The sequence below is a fragment of the Litorerythrobacter xanthomarinus genome, from assembly GCF_046254955.1.
In the GTDB taxonomy this organism is placed as follows: Bacteria; Pseudomonadota; Alphaproteobacteria; order Sphingomonadales; family Sphingomonadaceae; genus Qipengyuania_C.
The window spans coordinates 795,233-809,848 of the sequence record NZ_JBJXRG010000001.1 but is presented as its reverse complement, the minus strand read 5'-3'; the positions used below and the strand labels follow the sequence as shown (position 1 = coordinate 809,848).

Sequence of the window (14,616 nt, the reverse complement as noted above, 5' to 3'; positions counted from 1 at the left end):
AATGCTAGAAATTCTGCCGCTTATAGTCTCGGGCTTCGCACTCCTCGCGGCCGTCTTCGCCCTTCCGGGCTTCACCTTGGTTCGCTGGGCAATCGTCATTATGGCGCTAGGGGCGGGGCAAATCTATTTGGCTTTCGCAGCGTTGGGCCTGATGTTGCTGGCGGAAAACAAGTGGCAGCTTCAGCTATCCCAAAGCCGCGGAGCCATCTTCGCAACCGCTCTGATTATCTTATTCATTCTAGGGCTAACTGTGCTCTCTCCCACCACCTTCCGGACATACAGCGAAGGTGCCCAACTAGTGCTATATGCTGCAGTTTTCGTCCTCCTGTTGAGCTACTTGAGTTCCGGGACGCGGATTATGACGCTGCTTCTGGCGTGTGTGGTTGGCGCAGTGGCGGTTGCTGCGCTCGCCTATTTGACAGTCTTCCTTGGGTGGCAAAGCCCGCCTTTCATCTTTGTTGGGCGTGGTTCGAACGAGGGCTCGGTGTTCCTCGCGTTGCTGGGCGTCGTCCCGGCATCAATATTGTTCGTTAGGACGCGAAACCCTGTATATCTCGCAGCTGCAATCGTTCTGACACTTGTACAGTTTACCGCAACTAGCCGTGGTAGCGTAGCCGTCTCAGGCTTGGCGATTGTTGCTTCCATCTATTTCATTACGAACGTGGTAGCCGTGCGGATCGCCATGATCGTGGCGGGCGGGTATATTTTCGCCAGCAATCTCAATCTATTGCTAGGAATTTACGAGGCCCAACTCAATTTTTCCGCCCGTGAGCGGCTGGTACTCATTGAGCACGGCTGGTCGTTGTTTCAGGAGCGTTTCTGGACCGGATGGGGATGGGGCTCTACCTCGGTTCTCGCCGCATCCGCGCCAACAATCAATGCCAACTATCCGCACTTTCACAATGCCTATGTCCAGTTCTTGGTTGAGCTCGGTGTAACTGGTCTCGTGATGCTAGTTGGGTTTGTCATCTACTGTATGAAAGGAGTAGTAAGCGTCTCCTTCTCCAGACGGAATTCCTCTGCTCAGGCCCTGATTGTTATCTCTACGCTGGCGATTCTAGTCGCTTCCATCTTTGACGCAATGCTGTTCGGGGCGGACCGCGCTGTCCAGATCCTGTTCTTGCTTGCACTCATTGTTCGGACGGTCGATTTGTTGTCAGCAAATCGAAACCTTCTGAAAGATCAAAGGCTGAACTTATCTCGCAACAAGGCGGACCAGAGTGTGGCATCTTTCAGTTCAAGTTCAAGCACATGACGTCGCCAGATGGCAATCCTTCGCGCCGCCGGGTCCTCGGCAGTCTCGCCGCGGCCACAGCAGGCGCTGTTGGCGCTTCCGGATCGAGCAAGACTCAGACGAATGGCGGCACCGGCGCTGCAGCCTCAAGTGAAGCGAGTTATCGAGCGCCTGTACCTGCGTCTCGAGCAAGAAGTGTCGCGGACAAATTGTCCGAGAGGATGTCTGTGCTGGATTTCAATGTCGATCCTAGCGGAAAGCGAGATAGCACCGCTGGATTCGTAGCGGCACTACGTGAGCCGAATTACAGTGAAATCTATGTTCCTGAGGGACGATACCGAATTTCGCAGCTTGGTGTACTGGGGGCTGCAGGGAAGAGATTGATTGGGGCATCACGTTTCCGCAGCACCCTTCTCGTCGAACCCGGTTCCGGTCCGGTCCTTTTCAGCGAAGTCGCCGATCGCGGAACCACGTCCTTCCACCTTATCAGCGATCTGACGATCGACCTGCAGGGTTCGGATCGGGTCGCGATCGATCTATCAAGCGTCAATATGACCACGTTGCAGCGAGTGCACGTTCGCGGATGTAAAGTCGGAGTCGCGCCGTGCGGTACGGGGGTTCGGTTTGCCGCCCCGCTAAGTCAGGGTTCCTACGACAATTCGGTTTACGATTGTAGTTTCGAAAATTTGGCCGTTGGTGCCGAATGGGCTGCGGGCGCTAATCATAACTCGATATACAATTGCCGTACTCTCAATTGTGATATTGGTTTTCATGTAGCACCTTCCGGACGGGTGGACTCCCCGAGGATCTTCGGAGGTCGCGCTGAGGGGTGCCGGATTGGTCTGCTCGAAGGGGCGTCCCAGGGTTCCTATTTTGGCATTCGCTTCGAGGGAAGCGGGGAAGCGGATATCCGCTTCACCCCGAATTCGCTGCATGCTTTAGTGAGCGGCGGATTGACCGCCGCTTCGAATAAGGTGATCGTGGGGCTGGAACTGGCGAACAGCCCGACTATCGATGCGGGGGACCTAGGATATTGGGCAGTCGAGGAAAGTACCAGTCGACCCCGTGTTGTCACCGGCCGAAATGTCTTCGGGGCAGCGGGCAAGGCGCCGGCATTGCCGACTGAGCGCGAGTTCGCAGCGTATTTCGCTGATTATGTGGTATTCGCGGATCATATCCTACCTGCTAGAGAGGTTGAAGTCGATCTGGGCCACCCTAACAATGGCTTTCGCAACGTCTATCTTAAGGATGGAGTCGTGGTCTCTGGCAGGCGAGTGCTCGGCCCGCGTCAGCGTGGAATTGCGCGGGATGATACGAAGAGCCCGAACTCAGATACAGTGAACGCGATTCTTGCGGCGCTTCGTAAGCATGGGCTGATCGATGGCTGAACGAGACCTGGAATGTCCTCACTCGACGGATCAGGATTCGCTCGGACCAAGCATCAGTCCATTCATCAGATTAGTAGACTTTCTGGTCGCATTAGTACTGGTGGCGACTCTGGCAATTCCAATGGCGCTGATCGGATTGATAATTCGACGACACGATGGCGGCCCGGCCTTGTTTCGCCAAGTGAGGGTGGGCCGGGACCTGCGCGCGTTTACTGTCTACAAGTTCAGGACCATGACTCATGATGACTCCGCTACGAGAAAGGGAGTGATTGGTGCTGGTGATGATCGTGAAGAAGCCCGCGCCAGATTTCAAACGACCGCTGCGAATGATTCGAGAATTACGCCTATTGGCCGCCTGTTGCGTCCCTCGCACCTCGATGAGCTACCCCAGTTGTTCAATGTACTGTTAGGTGACATGTCGCTTGTTGGTGTTCGGCCAGACACATTTGCACAGGAGGCGGACTATTCGCCCCAATACTGGCAGCAAAGGCATAGGTTGCGCCCCGGCATAACGGGCGCTGCGCAGATCGATCCAGATGCGACCACTATGGAAGGCCGAACCCGTGCAGAGCGTCGCTGGCTTTCGCAACCAACTTCGGCAGTTTACTTGGGCATTCTGTTTCGAACGTTAGGGAAGGTTATGAAGCGCAGCTCGAACTGAATTGCCCTTATCTCGTCAATCCAGCCCAATATCAGGCGCGTCTTCCTGTTTCATGCCGACCACATGATATCCGGCGTCGACGTGATGCGTTTCGCCGGTAACGCCCGATGACAGGTCGGACAGGAAGTACAGCCCTGACCCTCCGACATCGTCGATCGTGACATTACGCCGCAGCGGCGAATTGAGCTCGTTCCAGCGCAGGATATAACGGAAATCGCCGATCCCGCTGGCCGCCAGCGTCTTGATCGGGCCGGCGCTTATCGCATTGACGCGGACATTCTGCGGCCCGAGGTCGTTGGCAAGATACTTGACCGAAGTTTCCAGCGCTGCCTTGGCGACGCCCATCACATTGTAGTGCGGGATGACCTTTTCGGCCCCGTAGTAGGTCAGCGTCAGGATCGAGCCGCCGTCTGGCATCATTTCCGCGGCGCGTCTTGCCACCGCGACCAGCGAATAGGCCGAGATGTTCATGGTCATCAGGAAATTCTCGAGACTGGTGTCGACATATTTGCCGCGCAGCTCGTTCTTGTCCGAGAAACCGATCGCATGGACGACGAAATCGATTGTCTCCCAGCGCGCCCTGAGCGTGTCGAAGGCGCGGTCGAGCGTTTCCATCTCCGATACATCGCATTCGAACGTAAAATCGCTGCCGAGTTGAGCGGCGAGCGGCTCGACGCGCTTCTTAAGAGCCTCGCCCTGATAGGTAAAAGCCAGCTCTGCACCGTGTTCGGCCAGCTTCTGCGCGATACCCCAGGCGAGTGACTTGTCATTCGCCAGTCCCATGATGAGGCCGCGCTTGCCGGCCATCAGTCCGCTCATCGTTAGCTGCCCTCCGCTATTTCGCCCGCTTCGCTTTCGAGCCCTTCTTCCTCGGGATCTTCGGCCAGCGCGGCATTGAGCTCCGCGCCGATTACCATACCAAGGCCGATTAGCCAGAAAAAGAGCAACGTAACCATCATCCCCGCGAGGCTGCCGTAGGTCAGGTCATAGGAGAAGAATTGGCCCAGCACGGGGGGCAAGGCGAGCGTGACTGTAGCCCACCACAGCGTCACAGCTAGCGCTCCCGGCCATTTGGGGTACTGCCGCTTGCGGTATCGCTTCGGGGTCAATGTATAGAACAGCATGTACATCGAGCCGAACAGGCCGAGAGCGGTGATCAAGCGTGACAGGCGGAGCTCACCTAGCATGGTGTCGAGGCCCGGGAGATATGCTCCGACAACTTGTTCAGCTGTGCCGATCAAGACCTGCGCGAACAGCGAGAGCATCAACAGGGTGACCGAAGAGAGGATCAACCCGATTGAAAACAGGCGGTATTTCCAGAATGCGTGCGTAGCCTTGGTGCCGTAGGCGCGGCGCAGGATATCGCGGATCGTTTCGATCAGGCTGCCGACGGTCCATAGAGCAACAGCTGCGCCTGCCCACAGCAGCCACCCGCTGCGCTCCTCGATAACATTGCGCGCGACCGGAGCGATAACATCGCTGACTTGCGGCGGCATGGCGGCGAGGAAACTATAGATTGAGGCGGCAGTTTCGCCCTTTTCACCGATCGCCGAGAAAAGCGCGGCTGTGAGGATGAAGAATGGGAAGATCGCCAGCATCGAGAGATAGGCGAGGTTCCCTGCATGGATGAAGCCGTCGTTATAAGTGCCTACGACGACGCGCTTGGCAACTTCGAATGCCCTCGTACCGGGGCCAACCCTGCGCCTGATGCGCCCTCGAAGCGTTCGCGCCTGCTTCCGGCGTGCTTCCGGCGAGAGCGAAAGGATCTCGCGCGCCTCAGGCTCCGGAAGATCTTCTTCTGGCATCTACACTCCGAGCTTGCTGCGCGGATCGCTGTCGTCTTTCCAGCCTTCCAGCCGCTTGGCAAGCTCATCAAGCGCGTCGGGCAGTTGGATCTCAAGTGTCACGAGCTGGTCGCCCCGCTCGCCATTCTTCTTCGAGAAACCCTTGCCTTTGAGCCGTAGCACGGTTCCGCCGTGGGTCCCGGGCTTGATCGTCATCACGACCGCACCGTCGACGGTCGGCACCTTGACCTTGGCGCCGTTGACTGCCTCATCGAGCGTAATCGGCAGGTCGAGCCGAACGGCGGAACCGTCGCGGTGAAAATGGGCGTGATTGTCGATGGCGATGGTAACGATGCCGTCGCCTGCGCCGCCAGGCCCCGCCTGACCCTTGCCTTTAAGGCGCATCTGCGTGCCGTCCTCGACCCCGGCCGGAAGCTTGAGGTCGATTGTCTTGCCATCTGCCAGAGTGATCCGCTGGTCCCTGCGGGCAGCAGCATCGGTGAAGGGAACGCGCAGCTTGTACGCAATATCGGCGCCCCTGCGAGGGGGCGGTGGGGGCGCACTGCGGCGAGAACCGAATCCGCCGAAACCGCCGGATTGGCGTCCGCCCCCGCCGAACAGGCCCTCAAAGATATCGCCCAGATCGGCGTTGCCATTGCCGAAGCCTTCGAAATCCTCGGGGCGAAAATTGCGCTGTCCGCCGCCGCCGAAACCGCCGCCGCCCATTCCGGCAAAGGGGTTGGTGGGATTGCCATCGGCATCGATCTCGCCGCGGTCGAACTGGGCGCGCTTGTCCTTGTCTGACAGCAGGTCATAGGCATTGGTGACCTCGGAGAATTTCTCCGCTGCTTTGGGATTGTCCGTATTGCGATCGGGATGCAGCTCCTTGGCGAGCTTGCGGTACGCGCTCTTGATATCCTTTTCGGACGCGCTGCGGCTTACGCCAAGGGTGGAATAGGGGTCTGCCATGGTGTGTTAGCTAGGTTGCACAGTGTCTATGCGCAACCTTGTCCGCTTTCCTAACAAACTCCCGCGCTATAAGGCGGTTCCCATGACAGAATATGTGCCGCACTGCCTCGACGCGTTTGCAACTCAAATCCGACCGGCCGTTTTACTGGCCCTGGACAGTGCTCCATGTGCTCCATCCTGTAGGATTCGGCTATGAGCGAGGCGATTACGATGGATGCGATCCCCCATACCGATCCGATCACATTGTTCGATGAATGGTATGCCGAAGCGCGCAAGGCGGAACCCAATGATGCCAATGCGATGGCGCTCGCAACTGCCACTGTGGGCGGCGCTCCTTCGGTGCGGATGGTCCTGCTCAAGGGGCACGGCGTGGATGGATTCACTTTCTATACCAACACCGAAAGCCGCAAGGGCGGCGAAATCCTGGCCAATCCGCAAGCTGCGCTGCTGTTCCACTGGAAGAGCCTGCGCCGCCAAGTGCGGATCGAGGGGCCGCTGAGCCAGGTTTCGCAGGAACGCGCCGACGCCTACTTCCACTCACGCCCGCGCGTATCGCAGCTTGGATCGGCTGCCTCCGATCAATCGCGGACCTTGCCGGACCGCGAAACCTATCTCTCGCGGGTGGAGGAACTGGCGCAGCACTACGCCGATGACGCGGAGATACCGCGACCGCCGCACTGGACGGGCTTCACGCTCGATCCGCAGCACATCGAATTCTGGTATGATCGGCCTAACCGGCTGCACGAACGGCGATTGTTCACGCGTTCGGGTGAAAGCTGGACCAGCGGATTGCTGTATCCATGACCGCCACCCAGCTCGAGCAGCGGGCAATTCTCACGCGCAGCGCCGCCTATGCCTCGATTGCCGTCGCGCTGTTCCTTGCCGTGATCAAGGGTTGGGCAACCTGGAAAACGGGTTCGGCAGCGATGCTTGGAAGCCTCGCCGACACGGCCCTGGACCTCGTCGCCAGTATCGCAACGCTCGCCGGCGTATGGATTGCCGCACAACCTGCCGACGAGGATCATCGCTTCGGACACGGTAAGGCCGAAGCACTGGCGGCGTTCTTCCAGGTCGTGCTGATCGCGCTTTCGGCCGCAGCCATAGCCTTCCGCTCGATTGAGCACCTTGCCACCGGCGCTCAGACAGCGGCAGCTGAAGAAGGAATTGCCGTCTCGCTGGTCGCAATCCTGGCGACCCTCGGCTTGTTGGCATGGCAACGTTACGTGATTGCGCGAACCCAAAGCGTCGCGATCCGCACCGATAACTTGCACTACAAATCGGATTTGCTGCTCAATGTCGCAGTGATCGCAGCTTTGGTGCTCGATCAGTATCTCGGTTTGACCGCAGCTGATCCCCTATTCGGCCTCGCGATTGCAGCATGGCTCGCGTGGGGTGCATGGAACGCTGCGAGTGAGGCAATCGATCACTTAATGGACCGCGAATGGCCCGAAGAGCAGCGCGAAGCGTTTCTCGCTGTTCTCGCCCGCCATCCCGATATTCGCGGCGTCCACGATCTGCGTACCCGGACCAGCGGTGCGCATGATTTTGTTCAGTTTCATATGGCGGTCGATCCGCAACTGACCGTGGCCAAAGCACATGATCTGATGGATGAGGTCGAGGAGCGGCTGGCGGCAGAATTTCCCGGCGTCGAAGTGCTGATCCATCCTGACCCTGAAGGCCTGGTGGATGAGCACGGCGTAGCCGCCGAGGAGCTTCTGCCAGACGTCACCCCGAGCAAGGAGAGCTAAGTTTGGACGCATTGCCGTATTGGCGGGTGGACGCCTTCATTGCCGGCGGGATGCTCGGCAATCCTGCCGCTGTCATCGAATGCAAGCGCTGGCCCGATGACAAGGCCATGGCGAAAATCGCTCGCGATTCGGGCGGATCGGCGACTGCCTTTCTTGTGCCCGATGAAAGTGGGGCAGCCGACTGGCAGATCAGGTGGTTCGGGCTAGGAGGTGAAATCAACCTCTGTGGCCATGCGACGATGGCGAGTGCGCATATGTTGCTCGCGCGATCGGGGAGCGAAAGCGTCACATTCCGAACCCGGCAAGCCGGATTGCTCGAGGCAAAGGCTGGCGAAGACCTCGTGGAGCTGGCGCTCCCCGCCATACCCACCGAGCCGGGTGAATGGCCCGAAGTGATTGCATCTGTCGGCGCGCAGCCTTCCGCGCTGCATCGCGGCGACGGGGGCTATTGCGTACTCTTGTTCGAAAGCGAGGATGAAGTGCGGCGTCTCTCGCCCGAACTCGGCGCGATTGCAGAGCTCGGCAACGTGCAAATCTCCTGCACCGCCCCGGGCAAAAACGCGGATGCCGTGAGCCGCGTATTCACTCGCACCGGCGGGGAAGACAGTGTCACAGGGTCTGCCCATGCTGCGATGGCGTCTTTGTGGTGCGAACGACTGGGGCGCAGCGAATTCAGCGCGATCCAGGCATCACAGCGCGGCGGGGCAATGCAAGTTCGTCTCGAGGGGGAGCGGGTATGGCTCTCCGGCCGATGCGCTACCCTGATCGAAGGCATCTATTACCTTACCGGATAAAGCTCCACGATATCGCCGAGCTGCTCCATCATCAGGTCGCGCTCCTGGCCGTTGGTATGACCGAGCCGTGCAATTGTCAGGCGCTGTTCGGGCGAGACCAGCACGAACTGGCCCATATGCCCGCTCAAGGCGAATAGCGTATCGGGCGCGCGATCGGGGAAGAGCAGGTTCCTGTCGGTCCCGTTGTCGCGGTTGAGATAGACATGTGCGCCGTAATCCGGCTTGCGCGGATTGGGTGAGGTCATGAAAGCGATCCAGTTGCGCGGGACCAGTTGCACGCCCTGATGCGAGCCCTTGCGGCGGAGGAATTCGCCGAACTTGGCCCAGTCTCGTGCCGTCGCGTGGATCAGGCTCCCGCCGATCAGCGTTCCGCTCGCGTCATATTCGGGTACTGCCGAATCCATCCCCAACTGCTCGAACAGGCGGCTCTGGAGATAGGCATCGACTGCGGCGCTGCGATCTTCGGGCGCATCGCTATCGGTCAGCGCGCGCGCAGCGATATCGGCCAGGATCACAGAGGTATTAGTCGAATATTCGAAAGTGCTGCCAGGTTCGTATTCGAGCGGCTGCGAAGTGGCAAAATCAGCCATGTTGTCGCGCCCGTCGAGAAACAGCATGCGTACCGTGAGGTCTTGGGGAAACGGCTCTTCGAGTTCGGTATGTCGCAAGCCCGAACGCATCTGGAGTAGCTGCCTCAAAGTGATCTCGGCCCGCGGGTCGCCCGGTCTCTGCCAGCGAGGGACCGGCGCGGATTCGTCGAGCTGCAATCGCCCTTCGCCCACCAGCATGCCGATCATGACTGCCGTTACCGTTTTCGCCATCGACCAGCTGACGAAGCGCGTGTCCGCCCCGTATCCGGGCGCGTATCGTTCGGCAGCAATCTTGCCGTTCTGCATCACCACCAATGCGCGCGTCTCGCCAAGACCTTCCATGGTGAAGAGATCATCGACTTCGCGCGCAACCTGCTTGGCAGGTGCGCCTGCATCCTCAGTGACTGAAGCAAGCGCCGCTTCGGAAAGCGGCCGTGGGCCTGGTGGTTCGCTTTCGCATCCGGCAAGGGCTGGCAGCAGTGCCAGCATGGCGATAAGGGGTGTGTCGAATAGTCTGGGCCGCGAATTCATCGCGGCGTCCTCGCGCAAGGTTCAATCGAATTCAATGCCCAAAGCACGCCGCTCCTGTAAATCGTCCCCGCCGCGCCGCAGCTGGGCGCTCGTTGCATTGGTGCTTGCTGCCGCCTTGGCGGCCCTGTTCTACGTCTATGGCTCGCCATTGGTTGGCAACGCGCAGGTCGCCACCGCCTACTCGGCGCGCATCGCATGCTCGTGCCGCTTCGTCGCGGAGCGCGACCTCGCCAATTGCGAGAAAGACAAGATGGCCGGGATGGAATGGGTTACGTTAAGCGAAGACGTGGAGGCGCGCTCGGTAACGGCTACCATCCCCTTGATTGCCAGCGATACAGCGAGTTTGCGCGACGGGTACGGCTGCGTCCTCCAGCCCTGGAAGGACGGAGATTAGGCCCGGACTTCGCCGCTCAAGAAGTCGTTATAGGCATCGGCTATGCCCTCGCGCAAGCTGATGGTTGGTCGCCAGCCGAGCGCTGTGAGCTTCGAACAATCGAGCAATTTACGCGGCGCGCCATCGGGTTTCGACGGATCGGTTTCGATCCCGCCATCAAAGCCCACGACCTCGCATACCAATGCCGCGAGATCGGCGATTGCGATATCTTCGCCCACGCCGACGTTGACATGCTCGGCTCCGCTGTAGGCCTTGAGCAAGAACACCAGGGCATCCGCCAGATCGTCGACATGGAGGAACTCGCGTTTCGGCGTGCCGCTGCCCCATATCGTGATAGCCTCTGCGCCTGCCTTCTTTGCCTCATGCGCCTTGCGTATCAGCGCGGGCAGCACATGGCTGTCCTCGGGATGGTAATTGTCGCCGGGTCCATAGAGGTTGGTCGGCATGGCGGAGATATAATCCCGGCCATGCTGCCTGCGATAGGCTTGCGTGAGCTTGATCCCGGCGATCTTGGCAATCGCATACCATTCGTTGGTTGGCTCGAGTGGACCCGTGAGCAGTGCATCTTCGGCCATCGGCTGGCCGGCGACCTTGGGATAAATACAAGAGGATCCGAGGAACAGCAGACGATCAATGTCCGTCCGGTGCGCTGCTTCGGCCACATTCGCCGCGATCATCAAGTTATCGTAGAGAAAGTCCGCCCGATAACTGTCGTTGGCGAGGATGCCCCCCACCTTTGCAGCGGCAAGGATGATTGCATCGGGACGGTTCTCGGCGATCCAGGCGCGCGTTGCGGACTGGTTGCGAAGGTCTATCCTGCGGTCGGCAGTCAGCACTTCGCATTCTTCGCGCTCGAGCCGTCGGGCCAGCGCGCTCCCGACCATCCCGCGATGGCCTGCTACGAAGACGCGTTTACTGTTCAGATCGAAATGCGGAGCGGCCATCGCAGCGCGCTCCTTAGTCCGCGCCCAGTTCGGCAAGATCGGCTTCGATCATTTCGCGCGCCAGTTCGCGGGCGCTGGTTTCATGCTTCCACCCGAGCTTCTCGCGGGCCTTGCTCGGATCGCCGATCAGCAGGTCGACCTCGGTCGGGCGGAAATAGGCAGGATCAACTTCGACCAGCACCTTGCCGCTTTTCTTGCATAGACCTTTCTCGTCCACGCCCGCGCCCTGAAACTCCAGATCAATCCCGGCATCTTCAAAGGCCCAAAGCGCGAAATCGCGCACACTGGTCGTTTCGCCGGTCGCGAGTACGTAGTCGTCAGGCTGATGCTGCTGCATCATCATCCACATGCCGCGCACATACTCCCTGGCATGGCCCCAGTCTCGCTTGGCATCGAGGTTGCCGAGATAGAGCTTGTCCTGCTTGCCCCGGGAAATGGCAGCAGCTGCGCGGGTTATCTTGCGAGTAACAAATGTCTCGCCGCGTAGTGGGCTCTCATGGTTGAACAGGATCCCGTTCGAAGCGTGCATGCCGTACGCCTCGCGGTAGTTTACAGTGATCCAATAAGCGTAGAGCTTGGCCACGCCATAGGGGCTGCGCGGATAGAACGGTGTCGCTTCATTCTGCGGGCATTCGGCCACCTTGCCATACATCTCCGAGGTTGCGGCTTGGTAGAAGCGTGTCGTCTGTTCGAGGCCAAGGATGCGGATTGCTTCAAGCAATCGCAATGTTCCGATTGCATCGGAGTTGGCGGTATATTCGGGCGTCTCGAAGCTGACCTGCACATGGCTTTGGGCACCGAGATTATAGATCTCGTCGGGCTGCACCTGCTGCACGATCCGAATCAGATTCGTTGCATCCGTCAGGTCGCCATAGTGCAGGATGAAGCGCGGGTCGTCCTCGTGCGGGTCCTGGTAGATGTCCTCCACCCGCCCGGTGTTGAATGAAGAGGATCGGCGCTTGATGCCATGAACCCGATATCCCTTGTCCAGCAGGAAGCGCGCCAGAAAGGCGCCGTCTTGGCCGGTAACGCCGGTGACTAGAGCTGTCTTGTCAGTCATGTGCTCTCGCCGGGGCTGCGCTTTGCGTCGTTTCGATCCAGCCCCCGCCCACTACACGCTCGCCAGCGTATATGACAGCTGCTTGCCCGGGCGAGACACCGAATTCCGGCTGCTCGAAGCGAATCATGGCACTTCCGCCTTCGCCGAGCGCGCCATCGAGTGTGATTGGCACCGGTTTGGCCAGTGAGCGAACCTTGGCGGTGAGCTGAGTGTCGGGCAGAGGGCCGATACGATTGGTCTCAATTATCTGCGCAGAAGATACTGCTAGCATCTGTTTCGGACCCACGCGCACTTCGGCTTTCTCTGCATCGATCCCGACGACATAGAGGGGTTCCGGCTGGCCGCCGATATCAAGACCGCGCCGCTGGCCGACAGTGTAATGGATTACGCCCTTGTGCTGCCCTAGGGCCTCGCCTGTCTGCGCGTGGACTATCGCGCCAGTCTCTCCGCCCTCGGGCCTGAGCTTGCGCACGATCTTGGCGTAGTCGCCATCGGGGACAAAGCAAATATCCTGGCTGTCCGGCTTGGCCGCGTTCCGCAATTTGGCTTCTTCCGCGAGCCGCCGCACGTCGCTCTTGGGCATCGCGCCAAGCGGGAAGCGCAAGAAATCGAGTTGCTCTTCGGTTGTCGCATAAAGGAAGTAGGACTGATCGCGCGCCGGATCGGTCGCGCGATGGAGCTGTGGTCCTGTGGGAGTCGCGATGCGCTGGACGTAATGGCCGGTTGCCAGGCAATCTGCCCCTAATTCCTTTGCCATATGCAGGAGGTCGGTGAATTTCGGCCCCATGTTGCAACGGATACAAGGCACAGGGGTGCGTCCAGCAAGGTAGTCATCGGCAAACTGGTCGATCACCTCTTCGCGGAATGCGCTTTCGTGATCGAACACGTAGTGCGCAAAGCCAAGCCGATCGGCCACGGCCCGCGCATCGCTTATATCGTCACCGGCGCAGCAGGCACCCGTTCGCCCAGTGGCCGCTCCGTAGTCGTACAGTTGCAGCGTGATACCGATCACCTGCGCCCCGCTGGCAGCAGCCAAGGCCGCCACAACCGACGAATCCACCCCGCCCGACATGGCCACTACAATCGTGCACTCTGCCGCCGGACGCGGAAGATCGAACAGCTCCGCTGCGGGCATTTCCAAGGTGAATGAGGGCGGGCTGGCCATAACAGGGGCGCCCTTACACGCGCCGAGGTGCTCTTGCCAACCACATCGTAGGGCGAAGAATCGTGAGAAAACCTAGGTAGTTTCACCTATTCTTTACCACGTTTGGCCTAGGGCAGCGTGATGTTCGAAGGAAAAGCCCTCCATGACCAGTTCGCCGAGACCGGCGACGGCCTCGCATTGCGCGAACTGGCGTGGGCTGATCTCGTTGCGCGCTTGGCCGCAGCGCGAGATCTGCGCAGGGAACTTGACCGCGCTGTTGCCATGCCAGGTGGCGGTTTCGACCAGTTCACGAAACTGGCTTGGGAAGCGCAAGACGAAGGGAAACGGCTCGTTAACCGTAATGCTTTAGGCGCTGGCAAAGTCGATGAGGCAAAAGCATGTGCGACCGCGATCAATGCGGCCGAACAAGCGGCACAAGGCGACTGAGAGAATAGATGATCGAGAACCAAGATATCCGCCCTGCTCAAGTAATCGGCCCTCTGGGGGAGCCGATGACAATAGCTGACTTGCCGCCGCCCGAGACCAAGCGTTGGGTCGTGCGCCGCAAGGCAGAGGTCGTTGCTGCCGTGAATGGCGGGCTGCTGACCATTGATGAGGTGCTTGATCGCTACGGCCTAACTCTCGAAGAGTTCGCTTCCTGGCAGCGGGCTGTGGACCGCTCTGGCATGCAAGGCCTGCGCGTTACCCGCATCCAACACTACCGCGATCTCTATGAGCGTCAGCTCAAGTACTGAATCCACCGCATAACTTCCAGATTCTGGCTATTTGCGCGCCTCTCGCGTAAGTCTTCTGCATCCCGCACGTGAAGGATGGCGGGAACGCTGTGTGCCATTCGCTCGTTGAAGAGTTGAAACACACTGCAGAACAGACTGAGAGGAACAGGTTATGGGTTGGATTATTGCAATTATAGTGGGCGGCATTGCAGGCTGGCTCGCCAGCCTCGTCATGAATCGCGATGCTTCAATGGGCATCTTCTGGAATATTGTGGTTGGTTGTGTTGGATCTGTGATTGGCAATCTGATCGCGGGCCCGCTTCTCGGCATATCGGGTAGCGTGCAAGAATTCTCCATTATGGGTCTCGTTATTGCCCTGGTCGGCGCTGTGGTGCTGCTGGGGATCGTTAACTTGGTCCAGCGCGGACGCGTACGCTAACTCATCGAGGAGACACCTCGACAACAAAAGGGCGGGTTTGCGCAGGCATTCCCGCCCTTTTCGTATCCTATTTCAGAGATTTGGCGTCGAACGGCCTGATTTTTTCGACGAACGCCGGATTGCCCTACCCAAAAGGGCGGTCTAAGGCCCGCTGGTAATCTTGCGCGAGGTGACCTAAGCGGGTAACACACCGCAGACAGCT

Annotated in this window: 17 protein-coding genes; 10 read left to right on the top strand and 7 right to left on the bottom strand. The window is 59.4% G+C overall.

What is annotated here, in order from left to right:
* The first annotated feature begins 1 nt into the window (after position 1).
* The 3 genes from ACEWMW_RS04205 to ACEWMW_RS04195 are packed head-to-tail and all read left to right on the top strand — an operon-like array spanning position 2 to position 3,283.
* On the top strand, positions 2 to 1,255 hold the full coding sequence (locus tag ACEWMW_RS04205) for an O-antigen ligase family protein (RefSeq protein ID WP_409412637.1): 1,254 nt from the start codon (positions 2 to 4) through the stop codon (positions 1,253 to 1,255).
* Positions 1,252 to 2,622, top strand: a complete 1,371-nt coding sequence (locus ACEWMW_RS04200) for a pectate lyase family protein (protein WP_409412636.1) — start codon at positions 1,252 to 1,254, stop codon at positions 2,620 to 2,622. Before ACEWMW_RS04205 ends, ACEWMW_RS04200 begins: the two co-directional genes overlap by 4 nt.
* Entirely contained in the window at positions 2,615 to 3,283 is a 669-nt protein-coding gene (locus ACEWMW_RS04195; protein WP_409412635.1) for a sugar transferase, read from the top strand. Before ACEWMW_RS04200 ends, ACEWMW_RS04195 begins: the two co-directional genes overlap by 8 nt.
* A 15-nt stretch (positions 3,284 to 3,298) precedes the next feature.
* Here the strand turns inward: ACEWMW_RS04195 and fabI are convergent, their stop codons facing one another.
* From fabI to ACEWMW_RS04180, 3 genes are read right to left on the bottom strand one after another with little or no spacing between them, the layout of a single operon-like run.
* Positions 3,299 to 4,102: an enoyl-ACP reductase FabI gene (gene fabI, locus ACEWMW_RS04190; RefSeq protein ID WP_409412634.1), complete on the bottom strand. Its 804-nt coding sequence runs from the start codon at positions 4,100 to 4,102 to the stop codon at positions 3,299 to 3,301.
* 2 nt (positions 4,103 to 4,104) lie between these two features.
* Positions 4,105 to 5,088 carry a YihY/virulence factor BrkB family protein gene (locus tag ACEWMW_RS04185; RefSeq protein ID WP_409412633.1) on the bottom strand — a complete coding sequence of 328 codons (984 nt, stop codon included), beginning with the start codon at positions 5,086 to 5,088 and terminating at the stop codon, positions 4,105 to 4,107.
* Positions 5,089 to 6,036, bottom strand: coding sequence for a DnaJ C-terminal domain-containing protein (locus ACEWMW_RS04180; protein WP_409412632.1), 948 nt, complete (start codon positions 6,034 to 6,036; stop codon positions 5,089 to 5,091). It lies immediately after the preceding gene.
* Positions 6,037 to 6,228: 192 nt separating this feature from the next.
* On the opposite strand from ACEWMW_RS04180, the gene pdxH reads away from it, so the two are divergent.
* The 3 genes from pdxH to ACEWMW_RS04165 are packed head-to-tail and all read left to right on the top strand — an operon-like array spanning position 6,229 to position 8,578.
* The gene (gene pdxH, locus ACEWMW_RS04175; protein WP_409412631.1) at positions 6,229 to 6,840 is read left to right on the top strand and encodes a pyridoxamine 5'-phosphate oxidase; all 612 of its coding nucleotides are present in this window, start codon (positions 6,229 to 6,231) and stop codon (positions 6,838 to 6,840) included.
* Entirely contained in the window at positions 6,837 to 7,784 is a 948-nt protein-coding gene (locus ACEWMW_RS04170) for a cation diffusion facilitator family transporter (RefSeq protein ID WP_409412630.1), read from the top strand. The genes pdxH and ACEWMW_RS04170 overlap by 4 nt, the downstream gene beginning before the upstream one ends.
* A gap of 2 nt (positions 7,785 to 7,786) precedes the next feature.
* Positions 7,787 to 8,578: a PhzF family phenazine biosynthesis protein gene (locus ACEWMW_RS04165; protein ID WP_409412629.1), complete on the top strand. Its 792-nt coding sequence runs from the start codon at positions 7,787 to 7,789 to the stop codon at positions 8,576 to 8,578.
* Here ACEWMW_RS04165 and ACEWMW_RS04160 read toward each other — a convergent pair.
* Positions 8,563 to 9,699 (bottom strand): serine hydrolase domain-containing protein, encoded by a 1,137-nt coding sequence (locus tag ACEWMW_RS04160; protein ID WP_409412628.1) that lies wholly within the window; start codon positions 9,697 to 9,699, stop codon positions 8,563 to 8,565. The two genes, ACEWMW_RS04165 and ACEWMW_RS04160, sit on opposite strands and share 16 nt — an antisense overlap.
* Positions 9,700 to 9,733: 34 nt before the next feature.
* Between ACEWMW_RS04160 and ACEWMW_RS04155 the strand changes: the two genes are divergently transcribed.
* Complete coding sequence (locus tag ACEWMW_RS04155) at positions 9,734 to 10,093, top strand: hypothetical protein (protein ID WP_409412627.1); 360 nt, start codon at positions 9,734 to 9,736, stop codon at positions 10,091 to 10,093.
* Here the strand turns inward: ACEWMW_RS04155 and fcl are convergent.
* The 3 genes from fcl to mnmA are packed head-to-tail and all read right to left on the bottom strand — an operon-like array spanning position 10,090 to position 13,262.
* Positions 10,090 to 11,037: a GDP-L-fucose synthase gene (gene fcl / locus ACEWMW_RS04150; RefSeq protein ID WP_409412626.1), complete on the bottom strand. Its 948-nt coding sequence runs from the start codon at positions 11,035 to 11,037 to the stop codon at positions 10,090 to 10,092. The genes ACEWMW_RS04155 and fcl overlap by 4 nt on opposite strands.
* Positions 11,038 to 11,050: 13 nt before the next feature.
* A complete protein-coding gene (gmd, locus tag ACEWMW_RS04145) occupies positions 11,051 to 12,097 on the bottom strand; it encodes a GDP-mannose 4,6-dehydratase (RefSeq protein ID WP_409412625.1) in 1,047 nt (348 codons plus the stop codon).
* On the bottom strand, positions 12,090 to 13,262 hold the full coding sequence (gene mnmA / locus ACEWMW_RS04140; protein ID WP_409412624.1) for a tRNA 2-thiouridine(34) synthase MnmA: 1,173 nt from the start codon (positions 13,260 to 13,262) through the stop codon (positions 12,090 to 12,092). Before mnmA ends, gmd begins: the two co-directional genes overlap by 8 nt.
* Positions 13,263 to 13,382: 120 nt before the next feature.
* Here mnmA and ACEWMW_RS04135 point away from each other — a divergent pair, with 120 nt between their 5' ends.
* The 3 genes from ACEWMW_RS04135 to ACEWMW_RS04125 all read left to right on the top strand — a co-directional run bounded on the left by ACEWMW_RS04135 (position 13,383) and on the right by ACEWMW_RS04125 (position 14,414).
* Positions 13,383 to 13,688: a hypothetical protein gene (locus tag ACEWMW_RS04135; RefSeq protein ID WP_409412623.1), complete on the top strand. Its 306-nt coding sequence runs from the start codon at positions 13,383 to 13,385 to the stop codon at positions 13,686 to 13,688.
* 8 nt (positions 13,689 to 13,696) lie between these two features.
* Complete coding sequence (sciP, locus tag ACEWMW_RS04130) at positions 13,697 to 13,996, top strand: CtrA inhibitor SciP (protein ID WP_409412622.1); 300 nt, start codon at positions 13,697 to 13,699, stop codon at positions 13,994 to 13,996.
* 151 nt (positions 13,997 to 14,147) lie between these two features.
* Positions 14,148 to 14,414, top strand: a complete 267-nt coding sequence (locus ACEWMW_RS04125) for a GlsB/YeaQ/YmgE family stress response membrane protein (RefSeq protein WP_409412621.1) — start codon at positions 14,148 to 14,150, stop codon at positions 14,412 to 14,414.
* Positions 14,415 to 14,616 lie beyond the last annotated feature (202 nt).